Annotated in this window: 17 protein-coding genes; 8 read left to right on the plus strand and 9 right to left on the minus strand. The window is 62.4% G+C overall.

Going from position 1 to position 16,798, the window contains the following annotated elements; genetic code table 11:
• Positions 1-72: 72 nt before the first annotated feature.
• The 3 genes from AB3X95_RS22135 to AB3X95_RS22145 form a co-directional block, all read right to left on the minus strand.
• Positions 73-825, minus strand: coding sequence for an SDR family NAD(P)-dependent oxidoreductase (locus AB3X95_RS22135; protein ID WP_176367179.1), 753 nt, complete (start codon positions 823-825; stop codon positions 73-75).
• A 162-nt stretch (positions 826-987) separates the two neighbouring features.
• The gene (locus AB3X95_RS22140; protein WP_176123932.1) at positions 988-1,221 is read right to left on the minus strand and encodes a hypothetical protein; all 234 of its coding nucleotides are present in this window, start codon (positions 1,219-1,221) and stop codon (positions 988-990) included.
• Positions 1,222-1,367: 146 nt separating this feature from the next.
• A complete protein-coding gene (locus tag AB3X95_RS22145; protein ID WP_368622543.1) occupies positions 1,368-1,982 on the minus strand; it encodes a copper-binding protein in 615 nt (204 codons plus the stop codon).
• Between the two features lie 784 nt (positions 1,983-2,766).
• On the opposite strand from AB3X95_RS22145, the gene AB3X95_RS22150 reads away from it, so the two are divergent.
• Positions 2,767-3,045 carry a hypothetical protein gene (locus tag AB3X95_RS22150; RefSeq protein ID WP_176123934.1) on the plus strand — a complete coding sequence of 93 codons (279 nt, stop codon included), beginning with the start codon at positions 2,767-2,769 and terminating at the stop codon, positions 3,043-3,045.
• A gap of 101 nt (positions 3,046-3,146) precedes the next feature.
• Here the strand turns inward: AB3X95_RS22150 and AB3X95_RS22155 are convergent, their stop codons facing one another.
• Complete coding sequence (locus AB3X95_RS22155; RefSeq protein ID WP_184225011.1) at positions 3,147-3,455, minus strand: hypothetical protein; 309 nt, start codon at positions 3,453-3,455, stop codon at positions 3,147-3,149.
• Between the two features lie 786 nt (positions 3,456-4,241).
• On the opposite strand from AB3X95_RS22155, the gene AB3X95_RS22160 reads away from it, so the two are divergent.
• A complete protein-coding gene (locus AB3X95_RS22160; protein WP_176106227.1) occupies positions 4,242-4,580 on the plus strand; it encodes an H-NS family nucleoid-associated regulatory protein in 339 nt (112 codons plus the stop codon).
• Here the strand turns inward: AB3X95_RS22160 and AB3X95_RS22165 are convergent.
• Entirely contained in the window at positions 4,577-5,215 is a 639-nt protein-coding gene (locus AB3X95_RS22165; protein WP_176123936.1) for an arsenate reductase ArsC, read from the minus strand. The genes AB3X95_RS22160 and AB3X95_RS22165 overlap by 4 nt on opposite strands.
• Positions 5,216-5,578: 363 nt before the next feature.
• The gene (locus AB3X95_RS22170) at positions 5,579-6,292 is read right to left on the minus strand and encodes a J domain-containing protein (RefSeq protein ID WP_368622544.1); all 714 of its coding nucleotides are present in this window, start codon (positions 6,290-6,292) and stop codon (positions 5,579-5,581) included.
• Between the two features lie 497 nt (positions 6,293-6,789).
• Here AB3X95_RS22170 and AB3X95_RS22175 point away from each other — a divergent pair, with 497 nt between their 5' ends.
• The 6 genes from AB3X95_RS22175 to AB3X95_RS22200 all read left to right on the plus strand — a co-directional run bounded on the left by AB3X95_RS22175 (position 6,790) and on the right by AB3X95_RS22200 (position 12,989).
• Positions 6,790-7,494, plus strand: a complete 705-nt coding sequence (locus tag AB3X95_RS22175) for an NADPH-dependent FMN reductase (RefSeq protein WP_368622545.1) — start codon at positions 6,790-6,792, stop codon at positions 7,492-7,494.
• 324 nt (positions 7,495-7,818) lie between these two features.
• Positions 7,819-8,034, plus strand: a complete 216-nt coding sequence (locus AB3X95_RS22180; RefSeq protein ID WP_176106231.1) for a transcriptional regulator — start codon at positions 7,819-7,821, stop codon at positions 8,032-8,034.
• A gap of 192 nt (positions 8,035-8,226) precedes the next feature.
• The gene (iaaH, locus tag AB3X95_RS22185) at positions 8,227-9,681 is read left to right on the plus strand and encodes an indoleacetamide hydrolase (RefSeq protein ID WP_176381775.1); all 1,455 of its coding nucleotides are present in this window, start codon (positions 8,227-8,229) and stop codon (positions 9,679-9,681) included.
• A gap of 103 nt (positions 9,682-9,784) precedes the next feature.
• Positions 9,785-10,573, plus strand: a complete 789-nt coding sequence (locus AB3X95_RS22190; protein WP_368622546.1) for a CDP-diacylglycerol diphosphatase — start codon at positions 9,785-9,787, stop codon at positions 10,571-10,573.
• 159 nt (positions 10,574-10,732) lie between these two features.
• On the plus strand, positions 10,733-11,821 hold the full coding sequence (locus tag AB3X95_RS22195; RefSeq protein WP_368622547.1) for a fatty acid desaturase: 1,089 nt from the start codon (positions 10,733-10,735) through the stop codon (positions 11,819-11,821).
• Complete coding sequence (locus AB3X95_RS22200; protein WP_368622548.1) at positions 11,766-12,989, plus strand: tyrosine-type recombinase/integrase; 1,224 nt, start codon at positions 11,766-11,768, stop codon at positions 12,987-12,989. The genes AB3X95_RS22195 and AB3X95_RS22200 overlap by 56 nt, the downstream gene beginning before the upstream one ends.
• Positions 12,990-13,841: 852 nt before the next feature.
• Here AB3X95_RS22200 and AB3X95_RS22205 read toward each other — a convergent pair.
• The 3 genes from AB3X95_RS22205 to AB3X95_RS22215 form a co-directional block, all read right to left on the minus strand.
• Positions 13,842-14,834, minus strand: coding sequence for a 2-hydroxyacid dehydrogenase (locus AB3X95_RS22205; protein ID WP_368622549.1), 993 nt, complete (start codon positions 14,832-14,834; stop codon positions 13,842-13,844).
• 68 nt (positions 14,835-14,902) lie between these two features.
• Positions 14,903-15,922: a bile acid:sodium symporter family protein gene (locus tag AB3X95_RS22210; protein ID WP_368622550.1), complete on the minus strand. Its 1,020-nt coding sequence runs from the start codon at positions 15,920-15,922 to the stop codon at positions 14,903-14,905.
• Positions 15,923-16,080: 158 nt separating this feature from the next.
• A complete protein-coding gene (locus AB3X95_RS22215) occupies positions 16,081-16,776 on the minus strand; it encodes a hypothetical protein (RefSeq protein ID WP_368622551.1) in 696 nt (231 codons plus the stop codon).
• Between the last annotated feature and the right edge of the window lie 22 nt (positions 16,777-16,798).

Genomic DNA, 16,798 nt, shown 5'->3' on the forward strand with positions numbered 1-16,798 from the left:
GCTCCGTGAGAGAGGCGTCGAAGCGGCTCGACAACGCGCGTTCGACGCGTGTGCAATGCTCGAGCAGCGCGATTAATAAGTGGCGCGGCCGCCGGACAGATCGAACACCGAGCCGGTGCTGAACGCGCAGTCTTCGGAAGACAGCCACAGGATGAGCGACGCCGCTTCTTCCGGAAGCAGGAAACGGTTCATCGGAATCTTCGACAGCATGTAGTCGATGTGCTGCTGCGACATCGAATCGAAGATCTCGGTCTTGGCCGCGGCCGGCGTGACCGCATTGACGAGGATGTTTTTGGTCGCGAGTTCCTTGCCGAGCGACTTGGTGAGCCCGATCAAGCCCGCTTTCGACGCGCTGTAGTGCGAAGCATTCGGATTGCCCTCCTTGCCCGCCACCGACGCGATATTGACGATGCGGCCATAGCCCTGCTTCAGCATCTGCGGCACGACCGCGCGGCAGGTCAGGTACGGGCCGATCAGATTCACGTCGATCACGCGGCGCCACAGGTCCGGCTCGAGCTCCCACGTCGTGCCGTTGCCGCCGGTGATGCCCGCGCAGTTGATCAGCACGTCGATCGAGCGGTGCTCGGCGACCGTTTGCGCGGTGGCTTGCTGGACCGCGGCTTCGTCGGTCAACTCGACCGTGACGGCGCTGACCTTGCCGAGTTCGCTCAGCTCGCGCTGGCTGCGCGCGAGCCGTTCGCTATCGACGTCCCACAACGCCACCGACGCGCCCGACTGCAACGCCCGCTGCGCGACCGCGTAGCCGATGCCGCGCGCGCCGCCGGTGATGACGACAGCGCGCCCCTCCAGATCGATCCGATTCATTGCTGTGCTCCTGTGGGCCGCCGTGCGGCGCGCCGTCGAGTTGTTGTATATCGCTGAAGTCAATATACGGGCGGTGCGATGCACCAACAATTCGACTATCGGAGGGGGCGATAGCAAAAGTGAATCGGCAGCGGGATCGAGCGCAAATGGGAAGCGAAGATGCTAGTCATCGGCAGCAACGAAAAGCATCGACACATACAGAATGGTCGACACGACGATGATGCCGACACCGATCAGCACCCTGGTCCGGTCGAAGTTGATGCCGCCGATGATCGCTATGCCGATCCCGAACACCGACGACAACGTGCCGAGCGCCGCGAGGCCCACGTGGATCTTGCTGCGGACGAGCCTTTTGCGCTCCGATTCCGCAGTGGTTTCCGTTTCGCTCTGTTCCATTCCCCGCTCCTTCGCGCGCGACGCGATGACCCTGCTGAAACCTGTGCCGCGATGGCCGGCGGGCGACAACGAAGCCCCGGTTGCGGTTCGACGCCGCGCGCCTCGATACGCTTCAGCGTAGTTTATTTAAGCCTTCCCGAGCGCCGTTATTTGACGTCCGAGCCATTGCGCGACACCGACGTCGCGATAGCCGACACGAACACCGCGCGCACCGAATCGCCGACCTTCAGTTTATCGAGCGGAATGTCCGGCGCCACGTCGAGCGTTTCGGTGCGCGACGGCCCGCGCAGCGTGATCATGCGCTGCTTGCGATCGATCTTGCGCACCGTCGCCACGACTTCGACGCGCCGCGCCGATGCAACCACACCGTTGGCCGCGGGCTGCGTGACTTCGGTATCGATGCGCTGGCGAATTCCGCTCGGCGCGAGTTTGTCGACGCCGACCAGTAGCGCCTTTTTGTACGCAATCGTCACCATGTCGCCGATATGCAGCTTGCTGACGTCGGCGGCTTGCGGATTCACGTCGAAGGTTTCGTCGCCGCCGTGGGGGCCGCGCAGCGTCACGCTGTTCGTCGCGGGATCGATCGCGACGACGCGCGCCTGAACGTGCAGCAGCGCGGCGGCGCCGATTGCCCGCTGTTCCGGCGCGGACGCCGCGTCGTCCTGCGCGAACGCCGAACCCGCCGCCGCAACCAAAACCGCTAACGCAACTGTGATCGCCTTCGCCCGCATGAGCCCGGAGCCCGTTGTATTGGAAGCCATGAAATGCTCCTTTTGATTGCGTCGTTGTTACGGCAAATGGTTTGTCGCAGATCGCGTACTATGCGCAGCAGCGGCAACTGCGGTCGCTTCGAATAAAAAGGAAAACGGACTATTAATCGCTTTTATCAGACGGGGTATGCACTTTTGAAACCAATAACGGTTCCGTTTCTGATGCGCCGATTTGTCTCGCAGAGCTTGATCGTGAAAAGCGCGTGGTAGCGTGTGAGCGCGCGCAAGGAGCGGCGCGGCTTTGCGCATGCGTTCGTGGAGCGTCAGCAGAGGGGTTGAGAGCTAGCCATAACATGTGCCTCGCAAGGAGATGGACTACCGGGTGACCCAAGTTAAGCGGGTCCGGAAATTGCCCTACGTTATGACTATTTCAAACTGTCTCGGAGATGCTAGCAAACGGGTAAAGGAATGGCAAGACAAGGATCGCGCATCGCAATTCCGGATTAATCGGGCTTGCTGCGTCAAATCTTTTATGACGAGTGGCGATTCATTTGCCATAAAAATATGATGGTCGTTGTTTCGACTGTGGACGAATTGGCAATCGGCGAACGACTCAGCATAAACCCCTAATGGATGACACTGACGGTATTGCGCATCACTTCGCGACGAATACAAAAAATTGTCGTCAATCATTGGAATACTGCGCACACGGACGTTTGATCGAGCGAATTTTGCCGTCGAGGTCACAGTCATGTGGCATCGCAGGCACAGCGTTTGCTAAAGCTGGCGTCGGCGTTTAACGCACAAACATTGGAATATCGAAAGGACACCACACATGGTCACGACTCGCCCCTGCACCGCCGCCTGCGTCATCGATGGCCGTCTCGTCACGCTCACTTTTTATCCGGACAGCGGCGTATTGCGTATTGCCGATCCGACCGGCGTCTGTCTACGGGAAACGCGCTGGCATGGGTCATGGCGCGCTCTGCTGGAAGTGTTCCGCGGTTACTACGATCCGGCGGAAAACCGCGACACGGCACGCGGCGTCGACGATATCGTCGCGCGCCTCGGCGAGCGCAGCGCTGACGTTCCGCGGGAATTGGCTTTCTCGTGAAATGGCATGCGCTTGCGGTGAAGCGCATGCACTGCGGCGGCGCGCGGCGCCCCACTGCGGGCGCGTTCATCCGGCGCGCCCCGCCGCCGCTCGCAGACCGGTCATTGACCGAAATAGGTTTTGCACTCAGTGCTGAACGAGCAGGACTGGCTGCGCCGGCCACCCGCCTGCGACTCGCCCGCCGCAACACCGCCATACGACGCGTTGCGCACGCCCTGCTCGCGCGGGTCCCAGCTCCGACCGTAGGACATGTCGGTTGTCGCCTGCGCCGATTCGTTCGCATTGAACTGCATCATCGCGCGACCTGACATTCCAGGGTCCGCCTGGCCGCTCAGTTCCTCCGCGGTGGCTGTTCTCGGTACCAGAAACAGGACGGCGGTCGCGGCAATCATCAATATACGTGCTCTCATTTCCGGACTCCTCGATCCGGCGCAGCAGGGTTCGTCCTCCACAAGAATTGATCCGCGAACAGCCAGCCTGCCCAATGGGGCCGAGGAACGGGTCGATGCCAATGCGCTACTGCTGCGACGGGTCACCGAACTAAACAAATGAAGAATTACCGCGCTGGCAACCGATGCTCGACGCGTTCCCGGAGCGTCGGCGGAATCGGTACGCATAAGGCGGTTGTAAGTCTGCGTTGCGCAGCTTTTCGTCTTTCTTTTATAGGTCGCGCCCCCCGGAATTCAATCCAGGAGCTTCCAGCAGAGCGACCGATTGTCCGCACCGTTCGATAAACCGCATTCACTGACAAATTCAATGTGAACTAAGCGTGCTTTGCTCGCGCATTGCGTTATGATGTTGCTACAAAGCACAAAAGCGAACCCGCACATCGACGAAAGTCCGGTGAAAGACGGACAGCGTGGAATGACTCCATCCATTCGCAATCACTACATCGAGACTCAGAGTTTTTCATAGCGAACGTCAGGCTTACCGGACTCGTTCGCCGCACTGCGACATGCTGAAATATTTGCTGATCGAGACTCTCAGTTCGAGGGTCGGTTGTTCCAGCGGCCGTCTTTGTCCGAGGCCGTATTGCAATTCGGGAGCAACGTTTTTTAACCCGGCACATGGCATTTCCGTCAATTGACAACCCCACCGCGAGGCGGCCCCATTCGGTCGGGCTCGACGCTTCGCAGCTTTTTCCCCGCAATCTGTCTTCGACAGTACGCTGCACGTTTTAGAAGGACAAATATCCTATGGACGAAAGGAAGCGAGATAGCATGATTGCGTATCTCCGCCATCGCATGGAAGAGTTTGGTATCAGGCCAGAAGACCTCGCCGCGGCGCTGGCAACCGAGTCATTGGCCAAAAAAGCTGAGCGCTATCGCAATGCGACCGGAGACAGCTGGGATGGCAATGGCGAAATGCCGCAATGGTTGAAGCAAGCCATTAGTGCCGGCCAGAGCATTGAGCATTTCGAATTGGCCGCAAAGCCGGCGCCCGCACCCCAACCGAAAACCCAACCGAAAAAGCAGGTGGACTGGTCGAATGACCCGTTCGCCGGCACGCGGCTCGCGCGCCCGAATAACCGCTAGGTGCAGGCCGCCGCGCTCGAAGGCGCAGACACCATGGCTGCGGATTCGAACCGAACCGCCGTGCCACGCACCGGTTTTGCGCCACCGCCTGGCATATTCACGGTATTCGCGGCATTCACCGCATTCCCCGCATTGATGGCATTCGCCGGATCGGCGATATTCGCGTGATTCGCGTGATTCGACGCAGACTGCGCATATTGCGGCAACTCGATAAACGCGCTGACCTGCCGCACGATCTGCCAGAAGGTCTTGTCGAAGAGACGGGCCTGCTCGTCAGCGGACCCGTGGCCGCCCGCGAGCGGATCGGCAATGGTCCAGTAGACGAACGCCGGCGCGCCGGGAAATACCGGCGCATGCAGTCCGCCGACGAATTCGTCGAGCGCGATCACGATATCCATGCGCGGCGCCCATTCACCGGTGAATTCCAGCCAGCTTTTGGGGCTCAGCACCGCGCGCCCCGAAATGCCGGGCTGCAATTGCGCGACCGCGAGTGGATGAAGGCGCGCGGCCGGTTCAGGGCCCGCGCTGAACGCCTCGAACCGGTGCCCCGCCAGTTCGCGAAGTAAAGCTTCTGCAATGATGCTGCGGATCGAATTATCGCGGCAGAGAAACAACACCTTATATTTTCTGGACACGCTTACCCCGTACCGATGTTTTCTTATTTAGCCTCTGGGCGGAATTGTGCCGCTCCAGTCTTGCGCCCCCATGACACTACGGCGTCTTTTTTATGTGCGCCACGGGATTCGCGCCAGCTATCTCGAGTCCGGGGCACAGAGCACAACTTTGCGAACGATGGGCAGTGTACAGTGTCCTGCCCCCAGTTTCAGCACCCTTTTCAATATTTGCCAGATCGAGCGATGCTGCCGCCGTACCGGCGATTCGGCGCGCTCAGCTTGTCCGGCCGCAGTCGCCAGCGCGCGGACCGGGGCGTAGGGGTATACGCGGCAGGCGTCGCCTCGAATGAGATTGCCGCGGGCGACCCGGGTCGTCGCGACACGTCAGAATTTCAGGCTGTTGAGGAACTGGAACCACAGATTGCCAAGCGCGCCGGCCGGATGGATGTCGCTCGCGGTCTCGTCGCGCTTCGCGTGATTCGCGCGTTTGACATGCGGCGTGTCGTGAGAAGCGGTTTCTGAAGCCGTGCCGGTATCGTGCGCGGTTTTCGCCAGTTCGGGCTCGGCCGCCTCGGCTTGCGCCGCTTCCGCGCCCTTCGCCGCCTTCCCTGCGCGTTGGGCATTTTGCGAGGCATCCGCCTCGTCACGGCGCGCGGCCTGCAACGCCGCGACGCTGTCGGCGATCTGCGCGGCGCGCTGGGGTTCGCATTGCCGTCCGAGCAGCACGCCGAACAGCACGTCGCGATTGTGGCCCTGGTCGGCAAAGCGGATCGCGATCGACACCATCTCCGCGTACGCGGCTTCGTCGGCTGCGCGCGCCGCCGCCTCACGCTTCGCCTGCGCGCGTTGCCGACGCGTGTGCTGCGCCTCCCACTCGCGCATCTGCTCAGCGTAGACAGTGTCGTAGACCTTGCGCTGCTCGGCATCGGACAGGATCGCGTACGCGTCCTTGATTTCCTGGAACGCCGCGCGCGCCACGTCCTCGGCACCGTGATTACGATCCGGATGCCACTTCATCGCGGCCTTCCGGTAAGCCCGCTTGATTTCGTCGTCGGTGGCGTGCGCGGGCACGCCGAGCGTGTCATACAGGGTTGCCATGCTGGGCTCGATCTCGCGGAAAATCACTGCGGGCATCGTAGCATGCAAAAAGCGGCGTCATCGTGAAGCGGCTACCACGCACGCGCATGCAATCGGCATTGCCGCAATGGTACATCGTCCGCCAGCGACCCACGAAAAAAAGGCCCCACCACTTGCGTAGCGAGGCCGAGTCCCATATCTAAGGAGACTTATGGAGGAGACGAGTCCATCTTAGGGTCTTGCCCGCACGCGCCCAACCAACGATTCGCCATATGCTTATCGGCCGCGTGCTCACGTGCATTGCAGAGCGACCCGGCGAGCTGTGGCCGCATGGTTATATCGTTAGAACAAAAAGTCGCTTAGCCGCGCAGCGCTCGCTCATTAAGATGACACTTCAAAGTCCGGTTCGCTCCGGCCGGTCCGTTCACGGCCGTGCACGTGCGTTGCTGACGCTGCATGAGTCCCGCATCGACCGCGCCGTCAACCGCAGCGTGAATCGCAATCGAAGGAGCATTTCGTTGAGCAGATCCGATCATTCCCGCCCGCCGCTCATCGTCGGTATTGGCGGTACGACGCGCGCGGCCTCGTCGACCGAGCGCGCGCTGGCCTTCGCGTTGCGCGGCGCCGAAGCCGCCGGCGCGCAAACCCGCCTGTTCGGCGGCAGTTTCCTGCATAGCCTGCCGCACTACGCGCCGGAACAGCCGGCCCGCACCGACGAACAGCTCGAGCTGATCGACGCTGTGCGTCGCGCGGACGCGGTGATCATTGCGACACCCGGCTATCACGGCGGCGTATCCGGGCTCGTGAAAAACGCGCTCGACACGCTCGAGGAATTGCGCGCCGACGAGCGCCCGTATCTGGATGGCCGCGCGGTGGGCTGCATCGTCACCGCCTACGGCTGGCAGGCGGCGGGCTCCGTGCTGACGTCGCTGCGCTCGATCGTGCATGCGCTGCGTGGCTGGCCTACGCCGTTCGGTGCCGGCATCAATACGCTGGAGACGCGCTTCGATAGCGTCGACAGCTGCTCCGATCCGAAAGTGATCGAGCAACTCGCGACCGTCGGCCAGCAAGCCGCACAGTTCGCGCTCGCGTTCAATGCACAGCGTGCGCACGGCGCACCCACCGCGTCCAGCCATTCGGCCGCGAGCCGGGCATCCGCACAAGGCACCACCACCCCGATCCCCGCGGACAGCCGTTCCGCGCGCGTCCTGCACGCGGTCTGAAATACTCTCCCGGGCACCGTGACGCCGCCGCCATCGCGCACGGCGCCACGCTTTGCGCCGAGCGACCGTGCGGCACATAACAGACATCGCGACCCCGCGCGAATAGAGTCACCGAACACAGCGACTTTGATCCGATCCGGGCTTCTGATTTCCACTCCCGCCCCGCGCTGATTTGCTTCCGACGAAAGATTGGTTCACCCGCTGCGCAGCGCGCCCTACGCTTGACCCTGCCCGCCGCTTCACACACCTTCGGCAACGACAGGGCCGCGCCGCACGCATTGGTATTCCGCACGACACGCGCGGACACACAGACAAGTCAAGATCATGAACTCACACATCCGCTACAAGGGCTACGAGGTCGAAGCGGCAACGCAACTGCTCCCCAACGGATTATTCGCCGCCAATCTGACGATCGAGCAGCGCGACGAGAATACGCGCAAAGCTTATTCGTTCGACGCGCTCGACTACTTCTTCGACGAAGAGCATGCGCTCGCCTATGCGTCCGACTGGGGGCGCATGTGGATCGACAATCACCGGTAAAGCGCATCGATATCGATGGCAGCGAGCGCGACTCGCGTTGTGCATCGCCCGGCATCGGCTTTCAGGCGGATGTGCCAGAATAGCTGAACCCTTGCGTTCGCTGTCTGCCCGCGTGACCTGTCCGCTTCTTCGACGGATGCAGTCGAACCTCGCGCCGCCCGCGACGCATCCATCGATACGGAGACGCCCGTAATGACATGGACCGTCGATGCACAACTCGCGCTCAGCGCGGCACAAGCGGTCGAGGCGCTGCAATCCGGCCGGCTCAAAGCCGCCGACTACGTCGCCACCCTGCTCGCGCGCGCCGCCGCGCTCACTCAGCTGAACGCGCTCACCACGCTCGACTTCCACGGCGCGCTCGCCGCCGCGCAGCGCATCGACGCATTGACGCCGGCGGAGCGGGCGCGATTGCCGCTTTGCGGCCTCGCCATAGTCGTCAAGGACAACATCAACACCGCGGGCCTGCCGACGACGGCCGGCACGCCGGCGCTCGCCGGCTTCGTGCCGAACACCAACGCGCCATCGGTGCAACGCCTCGTCGACGCGGGTGCGATCGTGCTCGGCAAGGCCAATATGCACGAGCTCGCGTTCGGCATCACGAGCACCAACCTGTCTGCGCACGCGGGGCCGGTGCGCAACCCGTACGATCCGTCGCTGATGCCGGGCGGCTCGTCTGGCGGCACCGCGGTGGCGATCGCCGCGCGCATCGCGCCCGCCGGACTCGGCACCGACACGGGCGGCTCGACCCGCATCCCGGCCGCGCTGACCGGCACCGCGGGCTTTCGTCCTTCGGTCGGCAACGGCGGCGCAGAGCGGCGCTATCACGACCCGAATGCGGTCGTGCCGATCAGCCATACGCGCGACACCGTAGGCCCGATGGCACGCAGCGTCGCTGATCTGGCGCTGCTCGACGGCGTGATCACCGGCGACGGCGGGTTGCCTGCGATTGCGCTCGAAGGCTTGCGCATCGGCTTGCCCGCGCCGCTGTGGGACGCTCTTGAACGACAGGTCGAAGACGTCGCGCGCGCAGCGCTGCAAAAGCTCGAAGCCGCGGGTGTCACATTCGTGCCGGTCGCGATGACCGAGTTGGAGCATCTGAACGGCATGGTCGGCGGTCCGCTCGCTATTCACGAAGCGCGCGACGACGTGCTCGCGTGGCTCGTCGCGAATCAGGCGCCGGTACAGACCGTCGCCGATCTGGCCGTGCGCATCGCGAGCCCGGACGTGCGCGCGATCTACGACGACGTGCTCGCCGACGTGCTCGGCTCGCACTATTCGGCGGCCCTCAATTACTGGCGGCCGCGGCTGCAGAACTACGTCGCGGCGACGTTCGCGAATGCCGGTCTCGATGCGTTGCTGTTTCCGACGACGCGGCTCGTCGCGGTGCCGATCGACGATCTGAACGGTTCGTCGACGGTCACGATCGACGGCGGTCCGCCGATCGATACGATGGAGGCGTTCCTGCGTAATACCGACCCGGCCAGCACATCCGGCATTCCGGGTCTGTCGCTGCCGGCGGGCATCAGCGCGAGCGGGCTGCCGGTTGGCCTCGAACTCGATGGACCGCTCGGCTCGGACAGGCGGCTGCTGGCCATCGGTGTCGCGATCGAACAGGTACTGGGAGCGTTGCCGGCGCCGGTGCTGTGAAGCCCGTGTTTTCACGTCGGCGCCATGTGGTTTGTGCTTTAATGCCTGCGCATTGCAGCCCGCATTCCAACGCTTTCCCCGCCCGAACCCCACCTAAGCGACGATGACGAACCTCGCCACCGCCCTATCATCTCGCGGCCTCGCGCGCCGCATTGTTCATTCGACCGCCGTGCTCGCGGTCGCTCTGGCCGCCAGCGCCTGCGCGCGCCTCACGACGGTCGATTCCGACGCGCTGTGGAAGATCGTCGACATCCGCTGCGTGCCGTCGCAGCAGGCCACCGGCACGCCGGGGCAATGCTCGCTCGTCGATCTCGACAAACGCTATGTCGTCCTGAAGGACATTCTGGGCCGCTCGCAGTTTCTGCTGATGCCGACCGATCGCATCACCGGCATCGAAAGTCCGCTGATCCTCGCGCCCGATGCGAAGGACTACTGGAGCGATGCGTGGGATTCGCGCCATTTCGTGCAGCAAGCGGTCAAACGCGAATTGCCCGACGATCAGCTGGGCCTCGAAATCAACTCCGAATACCGTCGCTCGCAAAACCAGCTGCATATCCACATCGATTGCATGCGGCGCGAAGTCAGCGCCGCGCTCGCCGGTCACGCTCACGACGCGCCCGGCGAATGGCGCTGGGCGACGCTCGATGGCGAGCGCTACAGGATCATGCGCGTGAGCTCGCTGGGCGGCGCAAACGCCCCGTTCAGGATCGTCGCGCGCGACAATCCCGATCCGGCGACGATGGCCACGCAAACCATCCTCGTGACCGGCGCGGGACCGTCCGCGGCTCGGGATGGCTGGCTGATCGTCAACAGCGGTATCGACATCGATGGCGGCAGTGGCACGGCCGAAGGGCTGCTCGATCACGCGTGCCGCGTCGCTGACGATCATTGAACGCTTACCGGATACACGCTATCCACGCCCGCTTTTCCACGATTGAGCAGATGCATTGCTCAATAAAATGGTTCGGGCGCACAGCGTCGCCCCGTACGATCGGTCTGGACCTGCGAATTTCAACCGCGGGTTCGAACACGCATTCGGACCGATTCAACGATGGCGATCTATCTCGACGACACCCAGCGCAACGATATCGACCGTCTGGCCGCAAGCCGGACCTGGCGCACGCAATGGCCGACATGGGCGCTGATCGTCGCGATCTACGGTGGCTGGTTCGGCGTCGCCGCACACGCGCGTCTGCTGGGTCTGCCACTGACGGCCGCGCTGCTGGCCATTTTCGGCGCGTGGTTCATGTCGTTGCAGCACGAGCTGCTGCACGGTCATCCGACGCGCTCGCGATTCGTCAACGCGCTGCTCGGTTTTGCGCCGCTCGCGGTGTGGTTCCCATATCACGTATATCGCGAGTCGCATCTGCGCCATCACGACGATGCGCGCTTGACCGAGCCCGGCAGCGATCCGGAAAGCTATTTCGTTAGCGCAGCGGAGTGGCAACGTGCGGGCATCGCGATGCGTGCGTTGCTGGTTTTCCGCAATACGTTGACGGGTCGCTTGCTGGTCGGGCCGGCGTTTGCGATTGCCGCGACCGGTGCGCAGGCACTCGACAAGATTCGCGACGGCGATTGGCGCGACCTGCCCGCATGGCTCGCGCATCTCGCCGCGCTGGTTGCACTCACTGTGTGGTTGCAGCAGATGTGCGGGATACCGGCGTGGGTGTTTATCGTCGGTGCTGGGTACGGCTCGCTCGCGCTTGCATCGGTGCGTTCGTTTCATGAGCATCGGATTGCGCAGGAGCCCGCGCATCGCACGGTCATCAACGAAGCGGGATGGCTGTGGCGGTTGCTGTTTCTGAACAACAACTATCATCTGGTTCATCATGACTTGCCGCAGGTGCCCTGGTTTGCGCTTCGGGCGGTCTATCAAACGTCCCGCCAGCAGTACATAGAACGCTCTGGAGCCTTTGTGGTTAAGGGTTACAGCGAATGGGTCAGACGCTACGGATTCGCTGCGGTGGCGCATCCGACGGCGATCGGCACGTCCGACTCAGGCCGACGAAATCCGCCTGCTTCCGCCGGTTTTGCGGGTAAATTGCGGGTAAAATTTATGGTAGTTGTCCGCCAAGGAGAACTCCATGAAGCTCACCTTCCCTCTCCTGCAGAACGCCAAACCGCAGAGCAAGCCCTATAAACTTCGTGATCGAGACTCCATGTATTTGCGGGTCTCGGGCTCGAAAGTCTGGAAATTTGACTACCGGTTGGATGGCAAGGACTGCAGTTACACTCTCGGCCGATTCCCCGATCTTTCGATAACGGACGCTCGTCAACGTCGCAGCGCTGCAGCCAAGCTGGTCGCATCTGGCATCCATCCGAAGGCATACGAGAAGCAACTTCAACAGCAGACTGTTGCCCATCAGAAGAACACGCTCTGGCCCGTGTGCGAGGAATGGCTGGAGGACAATCGGGGAAAATGGACCGCCTATTATCACGCTCAAGCCACGCGTTTCCTTGCACGCTACGTGAAAGGTTCACCGCTCGGCACTATGCCGGTCCGCGACATCAAGGTGTCGCACGTGTACGATCTGCTGCAGTCGATTGCAAAACGCAAAGCTCTTGCAGTTGATGAACGCAAGAAAGAAGGCGCGCCACATATCGCCATACGTGTTCGCCAACACCTCGACGCTATATTCAGACGCGCGATCATCAGCGGGCGCGTGGACGCGAACCCCGTTGCGGCACTTAAGGCATCCGATGTGGTGATGCTCCCGCCTACGCGCCACAACCGGGCGCTCGACGCTCATGAACTCAGGCACCTACTGGCTACTTTTTCGGTCACCGGAACTCAGCGCACACACCTAGCGATGCACTTACTGCTACTAACCTCGCTGCGCAGCGCCGAGCTGCGAGGTGCAAGGTGGCGGGAGATAGACTTGCAATCTGCGATATGGGCTATCCCCGAAGAGCGCATGAAGATGGAGCGTCCGCATGTGGTGCCGCTCAGCAGGCAGGCAATTGAGATTTTGGAAAAGATCCGGGAAATTACTCGACCTAAGAGCGCTGACGACTACCTCTTTCCAAACGTCAGAGACGAATCGCGGCCGATGGCAGCTACCACCATTAATGCAGCCCTGGTCCGAGGTGGATTCAATCACGAACGCCTTTTCAGGGCACACGGCGCACGCGGTACGTTCAGCACATGGGCACATGAACAGGGGTTCACGCCGCTCGCGATCGAACGTCAGTTGGCCCACGTCGAAAGAAATCGGGTGAGCCGCGCGTATAACAAGGCCGAGTTTCTTTCGGAGAGACAGAAGATGATGCAGGATTGGGGAGACTATGTGCAGAGTCTGAGCGATTAGTCTTCGGTCTGCGTCCCTCGCCGCACGCACAGTACAAGCAGTCTCGCGGTACCGAGGAAGCAGCGCGATGCGTTTCTGAGTCGAGCTGGCCGATAACCCACTCTATTATCTTTTGCACCTGAATGTCGTTGAATATAAAGGCTTTTTCTGAGGCCCGTCAAGCCGATACCGTCATGTATACCGTCACCGCACGGGTACTGAAAAAATTACCCTCGCCCCGCGCCTGCCGGAGTGTTTCCCACCGGTCCGGCACGTTCAATAGCATGCGTACACGCATCACCAACGCAACTGTTTTGCCGCAGTGTAGCGCCGCGCCCTCCTGCCCTCACCCGAGCGTGCGTCCGACCGGGTCCCGTCGCTCGCCTTTAACTTCCCCCCAACGTTGATCGACCTGCCCTCGTCTGACTCATGACGACCCCATAGCTGACGCTCGCAGTTTCGTCGTCTCGACGTCCGCTAGAGAGCAAGCCGCCCGCCGCACCGACGTCAACGCGGGGGGCTCGGGGGCATGAGCCGGCTGTAATGCCACACTGCCGTTCCGTCTACCTTAAAAACGCAATCCACTTTCACCCGGCGCTCTAGGGTCTCTAGCAGCGCGTGTACTCGCGTTGATAGCTGGGGCTGTTGGGACGTCTACGACTTCACAATAACCCCGCGTAGTCAGGTCAGCCGCAGCCGGTCCTATGGCAGCGGCTTAAGCCGCGGACTTGAGGCGAACCGGCAGCGGCCGCCGCCTGCTCGACTAGCGCTGCCTTCCGCTGTGCGATCCCGTCCATCTTGAAAGTAAACGGCTGGCCGGCGAGCCAGCCGCACAGGGACGGAATCGAATGAGGCATGGTCGGCATTCATCGGTCAGGCTTTCGAGAGATCGAACGCGGCAATGGGCGCTTGGCCATCGAGCACGCGCAGTAGGTTGTCGGTCGCGAGTTCGGCCATCGCACGCCGCGTTTCGTGCGTTGCCGAGCCGATGTGCGGAAGCGGCGTGACTAACGGATGGGTGCGTAGTGGCGAATCCTGCGACAGCGGCTCGACCGCGAACACGTCGAGTCCGGCGGCGCGAAGTTGGCCGCTGTCGAGGGCCGCGAGCAGGGCCTCCTCGCGCACGATCGCACCGCGCGAGCCATTCACGAAGATCGCGCCGGGCTTCATTGCGGCGAACGCTTGCGCGTCCATCAGGCCGCGCGTTTCATTCGAGAGCGGCAGCGTCAGCGCGACGATGTCCGCGCGCGCCAGCACGTCCTGAAAAGATGCGCGCACCGCGTGCCCGTCGAGCATCGCAGGAACCGGCACATCGAAGGGATCGTGAAAGAGCACCGACATGCCGAAGCCGAGCGCCGCCCGCCGGGCCACCGCCTGCCCGATGCGCCCGAAGCCGAGCACGCCGAGTGTCTTGCCGTGCACGTCCCAGCCGAACAGATCTTCGCCGATGTTGCGCGTCCAGCGGCCTTCGCGCACGTGGTTCGACAGCTCGACGAGCCGGCGCGATGTCGCGATGATCAGCGCGAACACCGTGTCGGCGGTCGTCTCGGTCAGCACGCCGGGCGTGTGGCAGAGGGTGATCTCGCGTTGCTTCAGATGCGCGAGATCGTAGTTGTCGACGCCGACCGAAATACTCGAAATCACCTTCAGTCGCGGGGCGCGCGCCAGTTCGTCCGCGCCGACCCTGAAACTCGAACCGATCAGACCATCGGCGCTGCCGAGCGCTTCGCGAAAACGCGCTAGTTCATCGGCGCGTCGCGGGTCGCCGACGGTCACGTCGTGCTTCATGGCGATGCGATCGAGCAGATCGTCCCGCAGCTTTCTGAAGACGACGACGTTCCGGCGTGCGGCGCTGAGCGTACGCATGTTTTCTCCTGTAATTCGTTGGATGGAAGATGACGAAGCAGCGTGCGCCGCTTGCGGGCAGGCGCGAATCAGCGGCGAGCAGGCGCTCCGACGCCTTTGCCCTCGCGCGCCACCTCGGGCGCGGTCTTGCGTGCGCCCCAGCGTTGCGCGAGCACCGCGCACACCATCAGCTGAATCTGGTGGAAGAGCATGAGCGGAAGCACGACCGCGCCGACCGCGTGCGACGCGAAGATCACTTTCGCCATCGGAATGCCGGACGCGAGACTTTTCTTTGAGCCACAAAAGATGATCGTGATCTGGTCGGCGCGCGAAAAGCCGAGGCGCTTGGCCGTGAACGAGGTAATGAACAGCGCCGCCGCGAGCAACACAATATTGACGGCGAGCAGCCCCGCCAGCGTTGCGAGGGACATCGAGTGCCAGATGCCTTCGTTCACCGCCTCGCTGAACGCGACGTAGACGACGAGCAGGATCGAACCCTGATCGACGAACTTGAGCATCGCGCGATGCTTGTCGATCCACTTGCCGATGGCCGGTCGCAACAATTGCCCGGCGATGAACGGCACGAGCAGTTGCAGCGTGATCTTGCCGACGGTGTGCCACGGCGAGTCGGCCGTCGCGCCGTGGTTGCTCACAACGATCCCGACGAGCGCCGGCGTAATGAAAATACCGAGCAGGCTCGACGCGGATGCGCTGCATACAGCGGCCGGCACGTTGCCCTTCGCCATCGAGGTGAACGCAATCGAGGATTGCACCGTCGACGGCAGCGTGCACAGGAACAGGATGCCGGTGTAGAGCGCCGGCGTGACGAGCGGCGTCAGCGCGGGCTTGAGCGCGAGCCCGAGCAGCGGAAAGAGCGCGAACGTGCTGAGCAGCACGACGAGATGCAGCCGCCAGTGCGTCGCACCAGCGATGATCGCCTCACGTGAAAGCTTCGCGCCGTGCAGAAAGAACAGCAGCCCGATGGCGATGTTCGTGATCCAGTTGAATGCGACCGCTGCGCCCCCGCGGCAGGGCAGAAAGCTCGCGACGACGACGGTGCCGACGAGCGCCAGCGTGAAGTTGTCGGGAAGAAGTTTGGGTCGTGCCATCAAAGAGTCTCGTACTTGGACACGCCGGGCGCAGCGCGCGGCGTTTTGTGCGTCAAGTCGGGGCAGATCATGACTTTCGCACGCAAATTGGCAAATTCATTTACTGGATCGATTAATGACCCATGCCGTTCCATCTACCTAGAAGGGCAAGCGACTTTTCACCCGGCGCTCCACGGTGTCTTGCAGCGCGTGTACTCGAGTTGATAGAGCGTAGAACTCGGCGTAGCCGTCCCGACGGCGGGAAGTTCTACCAGTCCGGCATTAAAAATATCCACCGCTGAACGGACGCGGTCAGCGCGGCATCCTTCAATTAACACGATCCATGTCGGCACTTGGGTGCCTTCAGAACGTGCGCGCTTCTCCGCTGTCTCCACCTTACTGACGGCCTCATCGGCTAGGCAAAGGTGGACTCCTGTGATGCCGGCCATGTCGACCAGCGGCGGGAGGACGCGTTGACGCAGACCTCTCACAACTTCCGTATGCACCGTCGAGGGCACGTCGAAACGCACTGTCGTAAGATAGGCGCCCTGTCCGACACCGTCTGTATAGGCGACGTGGCAGATGGAGCGTGCGACGCTCCGAAACGAGGGCACCACCTGCTTGGTCCACGGTGTCGGCGTATTGAGCCGAGAAAGGTAGTCTTGCGCACCAAGCACCTCGACGGTGTCGGCCTCGTAAAGATTGAAGTACTCGGGACCTGCATCCAATGCGATGAAGCGCCGACCGCGCCTGAACCCGGGGATCCCGGCGCGTTCGGGCATGTGTTCCCGGTTGTGCCACTCGTAAAATTCATCTTTCGCTTCCGGCAGCAGGTCATGCCAGATTGCGACAACGCCCGTCCCAGCAAGGCTCATATCTCCTCCGTTTAACAGATCG

The organism is Paraburkholderia sp. BR13444, assembly GCF_040948755.1.
In the GTDB taxonomy this organism is placed as follows: Bacteria; Pseudomonadota; Gammaproteobacteria; order Burkholderiales; family Burkholderiaceae; genus Paraburkholderia; species Paraburkholderia youngii.

Excerpts from the sequence above, each read along its gene's own strand:
- AB3X95_RS22180 (WP_176106231.1), top strand. The coding sequence starts at position 7,819 with ATGAACTCACACATCCGCTACAAGGGCTACGAGGTCGAAGCGGCAACG.
- AB3X95_RS22200 (WP_368622548.1), top strand. The coding sequence starts at position 11,766 with ATGAAGCTCACCTTCCCTCTCCTGCAGAACGCCAAACCGCAGAGCAAG.
- AB3X95_RS22140 (WP_176123932.1), bottom strand. The coding sequence starts at position 1,221 with ATGGAACAGAGCGAAACGGAAACCACTGCGGAATCGGAGCGCAAAAGG.
- AB3X95_RS22195 (WP_368622547.1), top strand. The coding sequence starts at position 10,733 with ATGGCGATCTATCTCGACGACACCCAGCGCAACGATATCGACCGTCTG.
- AB3X95_RS22160 (WP_176106227.1), top strand. The coding sequence starts at position 4,242 with ATGGACGAAAGGAAGCGAGATAGCATGATTGCGTATCTCCGCCATCGC.
- AB3X95_RS22190 (WP_368622546.1), top strand. The coding sequence starts at position 9,785 with ATGACGAACCTCGCCACCGCCCTATCATCTCGCGGCCTCGCGCGCCGC.
- iaaH (WP_176381775.1), top strand. The coding sequence starts at position 8,227 with ATGACATGGACCGTCGATGCACAACTCGCGCTCAGCGCGGCACAAGCG.
- AB3X95_RS22170 (WP_368622544.1), bottom strand. The coding sequence starts at position 6,292 with ATGGCAACCCTGTATGACACGCTCGGCGTGCCCGCGCACGCCACCGAC.
- AB3X95_RS22215 (WP_368622551.1), bottom strand. The coding sequence starts at position 16,776 with ATGAGCCTTGCTGGGACGGGCGTTGTCGCAATCTGGCATGACCTGCTG.
- AB3X95_RS22210 (WP_368622550.1), bottom strand. The coding sequence starts at position 15,922 with ATGGCACGACCCAAACTTCTTCCCGACAACTTCACGCTGGCGCTCGTC.
- AB3X95_RS22150 (WP_176123934.1), top strand. The coding sequence starts at position 2,767 with ATGGTCACGACTCGCCCCTGCACCGCCGCCTGCGTCATCGATGGCCGT.
- AB3X95_RS22155 (WP_184225011.1), bottom strand. The coding sequence starts at position 3,455 with ATGAGAGCACGTATATTGATGATTGCCGCGACCGCCGTCCTGTTTCTG.
- AB3X95_RS22135 (WP_176367179.1), bottom strand. The coding sequence starts at position 825 with ATGAATCGGATCGATCTGGAGGGGCGCGCTGTCGTCATCACCGGCGGC.
- AB3X95_RS22145 (WP_368622543.1), bottom strand. The coding sequence starts at position 1,982 with ATGGCTTCCAATACAACGGGCTCCGGGCTCATGCGGGCGAAGGCGATC.
- AB3X95_RS22205 (WP_368622549.1), bottom strand. The coding sequence starts at position 14,834 with ATGCGTACGCTCAGCGCCGCACGCCGGAACGTCGTCGTCTTCAGAAAG.